This window comes from Limnothrix sp. PR1529, assembly GCF_002742025.1.
Classification (GTDB): Bacteria; Cyanobacteriota; Cyanobacteriia; order CACIAM-69d; family CACIAM-69d; genus CACIAM-69d.
Genome location: NZ_LIRO01000034.1, coordinates 36,861 through 46,043 on the forward strand (window position 1 = coordinate 36,861; position 9,183 = coordinate 46,043).

The following is a 9,183-nucleotide window of genomic DNA, read 5'->3' on the forward strand; positions in this document are numbered from 1 at the left end:
TCCGAGCGATTGATCGATCCACTGCCCCTACCCTTTCTTGGGCGATCGGGTAACAAACTTATTACTCAGTCAATTTTGTGGATATTTAATCTATCTGATCAGCAACTCTTGGCCCCTGAGTCACCCAACCTGAATAACCTGATGAATAGCTTCGACTACACCAACAATGAAATCCACAGCTTCGCTCACTTGCATTTCATCAATTCCCCAACGTTCGCCAATTCCCAATATTGGATTAATATCGGCTTCATGAGCAATCTTATTTCTTCGATCCACAATCAAGCTAAGTTGTTGCTTAACCTCTTTTGCGGATCTTTTCATTCGATCAGCAACTGTATCCCATAGCTTTTGATCGGAAATTAGCCTAATTGCATCAGCAATTTTTTCAGCCTGCTGAAAGCTCTGATATCTCAAACGCTCTCGAATTTCTGTTTCTAACCACAAAGTGTCATCTAGTTTATTGGAAAGACTATTAGACAAAACTGGAATTAATTCGGAAATGGTATAAGTATTTTGCAGGAATTCATAACCCTGAAGTTTTTGAATTTCAAACTCCAGCCAATCTGCGAGATTGATTGCAGTCAGGCGATCTTGACGTGCATTACCCAAGGAAACCTGAAAGCAGGCAAAGGCTGATTGGGCTATGTTTCCGGCAGGGCTTGGCTCAGGGCGATCGCCTCGATAGATTTCCAGCATTCCCAGCGTCACAACCTCATGGATATAGTAATCCAGAGCACTCACCGTCAGCACCAAAGCTGCACGCAGCATATCCGACACATCCAATGCACCGGTTGCCTGAGCTTTCATAGAATTGTGTAGTGCAATCAGGTCTCTAACTCGACCAATACTGATGCGAAATTGATCAAGGGCTGACTGCATACACCGAACTTTCAGAACTAAGCGCAATAATCTTATCGGCCAAATCAGAAAACATTTGTCTAAACTCTTCTTGCTTCTTTTGATTACTTTTCAGAACAATACCTGTTTGCCCAAGTTGCTCAGGAGTCAAATCATAGACAGGCGTTCGGTGCTCTTGAGACAAGGCAATTAAGTTATTGAAGTTGGGAATTTTAGCTAAGGAAAGATTGTCTTGCACTCCTTGCTCTCGATATAAATAATCAGGCAACGTCATATTACTTTTTTGAAGTGCCGGAATAAGCTGTTCAGAAACTGCCTTCTCAATCTTTTCAATCCAATTTTGAAAGGCTGTTGTTGCTTTACCGTGAATAATGCGATTATTTTGTATAATAACTCCCAAAAATTTCAATTTTGTCGCTGGAAAAGGGTAATGAGCTTCTCGAAGAACTTGCAGTGAGCTTGCGACTTTTGCCCATGCGTACCATCTAGGTAAGACCTTGACTAGAGAGTCAATAGCCATTATCGAAAAGAAATCAGCAGTTGTAGGAATCAGAAAAAAGTCACTAATTGCTAGTAAATTCTGGTTGATTGCTCCCAAGCTTGAACTCATATCAATCAAAATATAATCAGCATTAAATTTTTCTGCCGTCTTATCTAACAAGTCATTGATTGCTCCTGGTATATTTCTCAAAGCCTGAATTGAACCGCTTAACTCTTGAGCGAATCCAAGTGCCACTTCATACTCAGCAAAGCTAAGATGACCGGGCAAAAGGAATAGATTTTGACAGCCTTCTACAGGCACACAATCAATGGCTTCAATCGCCCGTGGCTGGGATTCAAACGCAGGGGCAAGGCCTGTCTTTATATTTGATGTTGTCTTGTAGATCTTTTGAACTCTTTCTTCATCCTCTTCTGTTGCATCACCCAACACCATGCCCGTCAAATTACATTGAGGATCGCTATCAACCAAGATTACTCGTTTACCTTTTTTGGCTAACATCCAACCCAAATTAAAGGTGGTTGTGGTTTTGCCTACTCCACCTTTGTGGTTAAAAAGAGCAATTTTCTTAGTCATTTTTATTTAGCCTTTTCAGTGGTTTTAAAATTTAAGCCTATGAAATCAGTTAAGATTTAGGACTGATGTTTTTATGATTTTCTAGGAAGTTTTCATGAATCATAACGATCGAGCCAAAGATATTGAAACTAGAGATCAACGATTAGGTCAGCAGTCTCTAGTTTCTTTTGACCTGATCAGACTCAAAACCGAAAGCTCTGATGTGGTTGGCTAGGTCTCATTCTCCAACCATAGCACACATCAGAATTGAGTCTATTGTGAGGGAAGAACTTCGTAGGGGACTGGATCGGTTAGGCCCAATTCCGCGAAGGCCGCCAGCCGCAGCCGACAGGAATCGCAGCGGCCACAGGAGCGATCGCCCCCCGCATAGCAAGACCACGTATCCGCCCAGGGCACGCCCAACCGATTGCCCAGCTCGATAATGTCCGTTTTGCGCAGTTCCACCAAGGGCGCAACGATTTCGATCGGTTGGCCTTCCCGGCCCTGGCGCGTGCCCAACTGAAACACCGACTGCATCGCCGCCAAATAGTCGGGCCGACAGTCAGGATAGCCGGAATAGTCCAGGGCATTGACACCGATATAAACCCGTTGCGCGTCGATCGCCTCCGCGTAGGCCAGGGCAAAGCTCAAAAAGATCGTGTTGCGGGCCGGCACATAGGTGATCGGAATTTCCGTCGCCATGCCGTCTAAGGGCCGATCGCTCGGCAAATCAAGCTGGTTATCCGTCAGCGCCGAGCCACCCCATTGGGTTAGGTCAAACCGCACCACTTGATGGGCCACCACGCCGGCCGCTTGGGCGATCGCCACAGCCGCTTGCAGTTCCCGACGGTGGCGCTGCTGATAATCAAAAGACAGGGCGTAGCAGTCGCACCCATCGGCCTTGGCTTGATAGAGCACCGTGGATGAGTCCAAACCACCGGAGAGCAACACAACGGCTTTGGGCGGTTGGCACTGGGGCGATCGGGCAGAGGGCGTTGGGGCGGCTTCCGGAGTTCCAGGCGGTACGACGGTCATGGGTCAAGAATTCTTGCGAAAATCCACCCTATGGTAGGATGTGGCCGGCCGACGCTGGCGGCATCACTCCTCGCCCCATTGCCCCTTCACTGCTGCTGTTAAACGCGCGTGCAATCCCGTAGCGAATCGCTCGATGCTCAAATTCGGCCTGCCCTTGCCCGGCCGAGCCACCATCCCATCCGCGTTGGCGCGATCGGGGTCGGCAACATGGGACAACACCACGCCCGGATCCTGAGCTTGCTTAAGGATGCCGAATTGGTGGGAATTTCAGATCTGAATGTGGAACGGGGGCTGGAATTGGCCAGCAAATACCGCGTTCGGTTTTTTGAAGACTACAAAGACATGCTGCCCTTGGTGGATGCGGTTTGCATCGCGGTTCCCACCAAGCTGCACTACACCGTGGGCATGGATTGCCTGCGGGCCGGCGTGCATGTGCTGATGGAAAAACCGATCGCCGCCAGCATCATTGAAGCGGAGGCCCTGGTGAATGCGGCGGCCGAACGTCAATGCATTTTGCTGGTGGGACATATTGAGCGATTTAACCCCACGTTTCAAGAATGCTTCAACGTTCTGAAAACAGAACGGGTGTTAGCGCTCGAAGCCCATCGCATGAGTCCCCACGCCGATCGCGCCAATGATGTGTCGGTGGTGTTGGACTTGATGATCCATGACATTGATCTAATTTTGGAAATTGCCAACTCCTCGGTGGTGCGTCTGTCGGCCAGCGGCAGCCGGGCCGCTTCCGGTCAGTTGGACTATGTGACGGCAACCCTGGGCTTTGCCAATGGGATTGTGGCTACCCTGACGGCGAGCAAGGTGACACACCGCAAAATTCGCCGGATTGCCGCCCATTGCCAGGATTCGCTGGTGGAGGCGGATTTCCTGGCGCGTCAAATTTTGGTTCATCGCAAAACCTCCAGCTATCCGGCGGGCGATCGCGCCAGTCAGGCTTGCTATCGGCTGGATGGGTCGATCGAGTCGGTGGCGATCGGGAACACGGAGCCGCTCCATGCGGAATTGGAGCATTTTGTGAACTGTGTGCGGGGCGAGATGCAACCCTCGATCGGCGGCGAACAGGCCCTGAAGGCCCTAAAAATTGCCAGCGCGATCGAACAAATGGCCCTGGACGAACCCTTGGGCAAAGGCGACGATCGGTGGGGTTAATCAACCGTTAGACCATCGAGCATCCCCTTCGGGGCGGGCCCAGCGGCCCAATTTGCCCGTGAAGTTTTGGCGCGATCCGTTGGCTCGGCTCGATCGGATCGATCGGTTTGATCGGCCCAATCAACTGAACCGGCCTGTTAACCGGCGATCGCGACTCACTCGGCGGGCGATCGCCCATCAACCGGTGGCCATGGATGCCCTCCGACCACAACTTGGCTCCCGTTCCAAAATTTTCAGGCCGTGAACAGCGGCATCGGTCTTAATTTGTCGTTTCCCAAAAGCCCTCAAGCGCTGGCCCAGCGTCAAGATTAGCCCATTGATCCGTAAACAAAGTTGGCAAATTACCTAGCCAGATTGTTATTTTCTGGCTAACCTAGCTACGGTTCCCTGCATTAGATTAGGGTTGATAGTAGAGTTAACCAACGGTTTAGATTAGGTTTGCGACTAAGTTTAAGCAGCGGATTTAGCTAGCCACAATCTTGCTTTCTCGATAAGCTGATCTTTCTATGTCGATCGGGGCGTGGTTTTGTCCCGTTCCAGCCTTCCTTTTGGTGTGTCGTTTGGCCTAGAACCATGTCCGAGCCTTCTGTGGCAGTCCAGCCGTTCTACCAGCGCGATCGATGCACCCTTTACCAGGGCGATTGCCTTGAAATTTTGCCCCTGTTCCCGGCCAATAGTGTGGATCTGATCTTTGCTGATCCGCCCTATAACCTGTCTAATAACGGGTTTACCTGTCATGGCGGCCGGGCCGTCAGTGTCAATAAAGGCGATTGGGATCGCAGCAATGGCATTGAACAGGATTTTGAATTTCACCGCGCTTGGATTCAGGAATGTCGGCGGATCTTGAAACCCAATGGCACGATTTGGATTTCAGGAACCTATCACAATATCTACGCCTGTGGCTTTGCACTGCAATGTTTGGATTTTCATGTTTTGAACGAAATTTGTTGGTACAAACCCAACGCTAGTCCCAATTTATCCTGTCGCTTTTTTACGGCCAGCCATGAAACCCTAATTTGGGCCCGCAAAAGCAAAAAAGGAAAACATGTCTTTAACTATGAAGCCATGAAGCTGGGAGATTTTCCCCGCGATCCCCTCAAGCTTTCTGGCCGACAAATGCGGAGTGTTTGGTCAATTCCCACCCCACCGGCTTCGGAGAAATTGCAAGGCAAACATCCCACCCAAAAGCCTCTGGATTTACTCGATCGAATCATTTCCGCCAGCACCAATCCGGGAGATTTGGTGCTCGATCCCTTCAGCGGCAGCGGCACAACGGGCCTTTCAGCCCTACGAGTCGATCGCGCCTTTATCGGCATTGAAAAAGAAGCGGCCTATCTGCAATTGGCGGTCGATCGCTTCACCACCGCCCCCCTCCCAGGCTCCGAGACCAGCGCGGGCGATCGCGTTTTGGCCAATGGCAAATCCAGTTCTCAACCGGGTCATCAACCCAGCCAGCAACCCGATAACCAGACCAACAGCAAGGCCAGCGGCAAGGCCAACAACCCAGCCAGCAGCAAAACCAGCAATCAACCGGCGGGAGCGTCAATTATAGAACCAAACAGCTCCCCAGCAAGCTATTCCAGTCCCCCAAACCATCCAAACCATTAAGAAACCAGGCGATCGAGATTTGTTCAGCTTGATTCGACAGACCCAGTGCGACAATTAAAGATCGCTTTTCTGGATCGGCTAGAGAGAGCAAAACCCCATGTCCGACAATTTCCGCAGCCAACAGATCACCAGCGGTGTGCAGCGATCGCCCAACCGCGCCATGCTCCGTGCAGTGGGCTTTGGTGACAATGACTTCAGCAAACCGATCGTCGGCATCGCCAGCGCCTACAGCACCATCACCCCCTGCAACATGGGCATTGCCACCCTGGCCGACAGCGCCATGGCCGCAGCCCGCGAAGCTGGCGTGATGCCCCAAATTTTCGGCACGATCACGATCAGTGACGGGATCTCCATGGGCACTGAAGGGATGAAATATTCCCTGGTGTCGCGGGACGTAATTGCCGACTCGATCGAAACCGTCTGCAACGGCCAAAGTCTGGATGGCATCCTGGCGATCGGCGGTTGCGATAAAAACATGCCCGGAGCCATGATCGCCATGGCCCGATTGGATATTCCCGCCATCTTTGTCTATGGCGGCACGATCAAACCCGGCCATCTGCACGGAGAAGATCTCACTGTCGTCAGCGCCTTTGAAGCCGTGGGCCAATTCAGCGCTGGCAAAATTGACGAAGCCCGGCTGATGGCCGTGGAACACAACGCCTGTCCCGGTGCGGGTTCCTGCGGCGGCATGTTCACCGCCAACACCATGTCCAGCGCCTACGAGGCCATGGGCATGAGCCTGCCCTACTCCTCAACCATGGCCGCCGAGGATGACGAGAAGAACGCCAGCGCGGCCGAGTCTGCCCGCGTGTTGGCCGAAGCGATCAGAGCACGCCGCACACCGAAGCAAATTTTGACCCGCAAGGCCTTTGAAAACGCCATTTCCGTGATCATGGCCGTGGGCGGTTCCACCAACTCGGTGTTGCACCTGCTGGCGATCGCCAACACGATTGGGGTGCCCCTCACCCTGGACGACTTTGAAGAAATCCGCGCCCGCGTGCCCGTTTTCTGTGACCTGAAGCCCAGCGGTCGCTATGTGGCCACCGACTTGCACAAGGCCGGCGGCATCCCCCAAGTGATGAAAATTTTGCTGAATCAGGGGCTGCTGCATGGGGATTGCTTGACAATCACCGGCAAGACGATCGCGGAAACCCTGGCGGAGATCCCCGACGAACCGCGCCCCGACCAAGATGTCATCCGTCCCTTCGACAAGCCCCTTTATCAACAGGGTCACTTGGCCATTCTGAAGGGCAACCTGGCCAGCGAAGGTTCCGTGGCCAAAATCAGCGGCGTGAAAAATCCCGTGATCACCGGCCCGGCAAGGGTGTTTGAGTCGGAAGAGAATTGCTTAAAGGCGATCTTGGCGAATCAAATCAACCCCGGTGATGTGGTGGTGATTCGCTATGAAGGGCCCAAGGGCGGCCCCGGAATGCGGGAAATGTTGGCTCCGACGGCGGCGATCATCGGTGCGGGTCTGGGCGACTCGGTGGGGCTGATCACCGATGGGCGCTTCTCGGGCGGAACCTACGGCATGGTGGTGGGTCACGTGGCTCCCGAAGCGGCCGTGGGTGGCACGATCGCCCTGGTGCAGGAGGGTGACAGCATCACGATCGATGCTCCGAACCGCAAGCTGCAACTGAATGTGTCCGATGAGGAGCTGGCGGCCCGCCGGGCCAACTGGCAACCGCCGGAACCGCGCTACAAACGAGGCACGTTGGCAAAGTATGCCAAGTTGGTCTCTTCCAGCAGCCTGGGAGCCGTGACGGATTTGAACTTGCTGTAGGGCTTGGGGCTGGGTCAGGTCAGCAATTCAGCTCAGCAATTCAGCCCAGCAATTCAGCTCAGCAATTCAGCGCGACCCAATCCACCCAGTTATTGCTGATCGTTATTCAGATCCGCATTTCGATCCGCAAAACCCCGCCCGATCGCGACTCGATCGAGCGGGGTTTTTGTAGACCGCATCGCGAATTAATTGCGAGTTGGGCTACTGGGAGTCACGCTAGCACCGCCTTGGCCGTTTTGTTCCAATCGCTGCTGGCGCTGGCGCAAAAACTCATTGGCAGCGTTGTCAATCCGTCCCGACTGTTGTTGATTGAAATCATCCAGGGTTTGCCCCGGGGCCAACATGATGTTGCGAATCAAATCTTGGGCAGAAACGCCGGAGCCTTGAAACACTTCATTGGGGCGCACATCACCGGACGATCCATTGGCATTTGGGTCACCCAGGGCCGAGGATTGGGCGATCGCGGGGTTGCTGCCCAAGGCCAGAATGCTCAAGACGGTGACGATCGAGGATCCCGACAACCAGGCGATCGAGGGAGCGATCGAGGGATGGCTCATGATTCAGCTAACTCCAATTCAGGGATATTAACGGGTTCGTTAGAATGCACCAGCAAATCGGACAGGGGAACCGCAAACAGCGAATCCTGTTGAGGGTTGCCGGAAGTGGCGCGAGCAACCATGGGCGATCGGGACTGGTTTTTTTCGTAGCCCACCAACAGCAGAGGGGTGCCCCCCACATCGCCAATCACCCGCCTTTCACTGTGAGGCAAAAAGTCCGCCTTCGGTTCCCAGTGGTTGCGATTCACGATGTTGTCGCGACGGCCGGAACCCGCCAACCCCGATCGCGGTGGATGGGTTGATGCCAATAGGCTAGCGTCTTCGATCGCATCCTGGCTGAGGTCAAGGCCCGGGCGATGGAGTTCCAAGGTCTGTCGCAGTCGGCCGCTGGTTTGGGCCAACAGGGGCCCCCGCCGCTCCAGCAACAGGGACATGGTTTTGCGATCGGTTTCCAGGGTTCCGGCATCGGTCAAACTCGCAAAAATCTCCGCCGACTCTTGCCCCAAATCCAACAGGAGGAGCAACCAATCCGGCAAATTCGCCATTGCGCCGGCCGCTTCGCAATATTGTTGCAACCATTCCGAGGCATGGAGGTAAGCGTATTCCCCCAGCATCGTGCGTCCATAGGGGGATGCTAAAAAGCAATCCAGCTTGTCTTTTAGATTCTGCTCCATGCCACGTCTAGCCTGCTCCTGCGATCCAGCGCCCTATGCCATCCGCCGTTGCAGCAATGGCCGCACAAGCCCGATCGCCACCAAATCAAAAATGAATAGAACCCCGAGGGCCATACCAAAACTAACCGATCCAAAGGGCGCTTGCATGACAATGCTGCTAAAACTCCAGTCCGGATGCAGATAAAGATAGCGAATGGGTTCGATCGCGTAGCTCAAGGGATTCAACACCGCCACCCACTGCAACCAACCGGGCATGAACGACAAGGGAGCTAAGGCCGTGCTGGCAAAGAGCAGGGGCAAGTTGGTGATAAAAATGGCGGCAATTAATTCCACGTGGCCCGGCAGCGCAAAGGCCAGACCCAAGCTGAGGGAGGTGACCCCCGCCACCAACAGCAGCACGATCGCCCCGACCACGGCCAACCCCGCCACCCCCGCCAGCCCAGCCCCCAA

Annotated in this window: 9 protein-coding genes and 1 pseudogene; 4 read left to right on the forward strand and 6 right to left on the reverse strand. The window is 53.4% G+C overall.

All coding sequences use genetic code 11. From position 1 onward, the window contains the following. Positions 1 to 120: 120 nt before the first annotated feature. The 3 genes from AMR42_RS05285 to queC form a co-directional block, all read right to left on the reverse strand. The gene (locus AMR42_RS05285; RefSeq protein ID WP_099532414.1) at positions 121 to 879 is read right to left on the reverse strand and encodes a HEPN domain-containing protein; all 759 of its coding nucleotides are present in this window, start codon (positions 877 to 879) and stop codon (positions 121 to 123) included. Beyond that, positions 863 to 1,933: a ParA family protein gene (locus AMR42_RS05290; protein WP_099532415.1), complete on the reverse strand. Its 1,071-nt coding sequence runs from the start codon at positions 1,931 to 1,933 to the stop codon at positions 863 to 865. The genes AMR42_RS05285 and AMR42_RS05290 overlap by 17 nt, the downstream gene beginning before the upstream one ends. 252 nt (positions 1,934 to 2,185) lie before the next feature. After that, complete coding sequence (gene queC / locus AMR42_RS05295) at positions 2,186 to 2,947, reverse strand: 7-cyano-7-deazaguanine synthase QueC (protein ID WP_099532416.1); 762 nt, start codon at positions 2,945 to 2,947, stop codon at positions 2,186 to 2,188. Positions 2,948 to 3,088: 141 nt separating this feature from the next. On the opposite strand from queC, the gene AMR42_RS05300 reads away from it, so the two are divergent. The 4 genes and pseudogenes from AMR42_RS05300 (at position 3,089) to ilvD (ending at position 7,502) form a co-directional block, all read left to right on the forward strand. After that, positions 3,089 to 4,111 (forward strand): Gfo/Idh/MocA family protein, encoded by a 1,023-nt coding sequence (locus tag AMR42_RS05300; RefSeq protein WP_255407512.1) that lies wholly within the window; start codon positions 3,089 to 3,091, stop codon positions 4,109 to 4,111. Positions 4,112 to 4,169: 58 nt separating this feature from the next. Further along, positions 4,170 to 4,355 carry a hypothetical protein gene (locus tag AMR42_RS05305; RefSeq protein WP_099532417.1) on the forward strand — a complete coding sequence of 62 codons (186 nt, stop codon included), beginning with the start codon at positions 4,170 to 4,172 and terminating at the stop codon, positions 4,353 to 4,355. 329 nt (positions 4,356 to 4,684) lie between these two features. Continuing rightward, a pseudogene (locus AMR42_RS05310) lies at positions 4,685 to 5,455 on the forward strand (site-specific DNA-methyltransferase); the annotation flags it as partial. Between the two features lie 361 nt (positions 5,456 to 5,816). Then, positions 5,817 to 7,502 (forward strand): dihydroxy-acid dehydratase, encoded by a 1,686-nt coding sequence (gene ilvD, locus AMR42_RS05315; RefSeq protein ID WP_099532419.1) that lies wholly within the window; start codon positions 5,817 to 5,819, stop codon positions 7,500 to 7,502. A 185-nt stretch (positions 7,503 to 7,687) separates the two neighbouring features. On the opposite strand, the gene AMR42_RS05320 is transcribed toward ilvD, so the two are convergent. From AMR42_RS05320 to AMR42_RS05330, 3 genes are all read right to left on the reverse strand, one after another. Next, positions 7,688 to 8,059 carry a hypothetical protein gene (locus tag AMR42_RS05320; protein ID WP_099532420.1) on the reverse strand — a complete coding sequence of 124 codons (372 nt, stop codon included), beginning with the start codon at positions 8,057 to 8,059 and terminating at the stop codon, positions 7,688 to 7,690. Continuing rightward, positions 8,056 to 8,733 (reverse strand): hypothetical protein, encoded by a 678-nt coding sequence (locus tag AMR42_RS05325; protein WP_099532421.1) that lies wholly within the window; start codon positions 8,731 to 8,733, stop codon positions 8,056 to 8,058. Before AMR42_RS05325 ends, AMR42_RS05320 begins: the two co-directional genes overlap by 4 nt. A 33-nt stretch (positions 8,734 to 8,766) precedes the next feature. Continuing rightward, on the reverse strand, positions 8,767 to 9,183 hold a 417-nt coding region (locus AMR42_RS05330; RefSeq protein WP_158234370.1), incomplete at its 5' end, for an ABC transporter permease.

Bases quoted from the DNA above. Each gene is read 5' to 3' on its own strand.
- AMR42_RS05320 (WP_099532420.1), bottom strand. From the start codon at position 8,059: ATGAGCCATCCCTCGATCGCTCCCTCGATCGCCTGGTTGTCGGGATCC.
- AMR42_RS05325 (WP_099532421.1), bottom strand. From the start codon at position 8,733: ATGGAGCAGAATCTAAAAGACAAGCTGGATTGCTTTTTAGCATCCCCC.
- ilvD (WP_099532419.1), top strand. From the start codon at position 5,817: ATGTCCGACAATTTCCGCAGCCAACAGATCACCAGCGGTGTGCAGCGA.
- AMR42_RS05285 (WP_099532414.1), bottom strand. From the start codon at position 879: ATGCAGTCAGCCCTTGATCAATTTCGCATCAGTATTGGTCGAGTTAGA.
- queC (WP_099532416.1), bottom strand. From the start codon at position 2,947: ATGACCGTCGTACCGCCTGGAACTCCGGAAGCCGCCCCAACGCCCTCT.
- AMR42_RS05290 (WP_099532415.1), bottom strand. From the start codon at position 1,933: ATGACTAAGAAAATTGCTCTTTTTAACCACAAAGGTGGAGTAGGCAAA.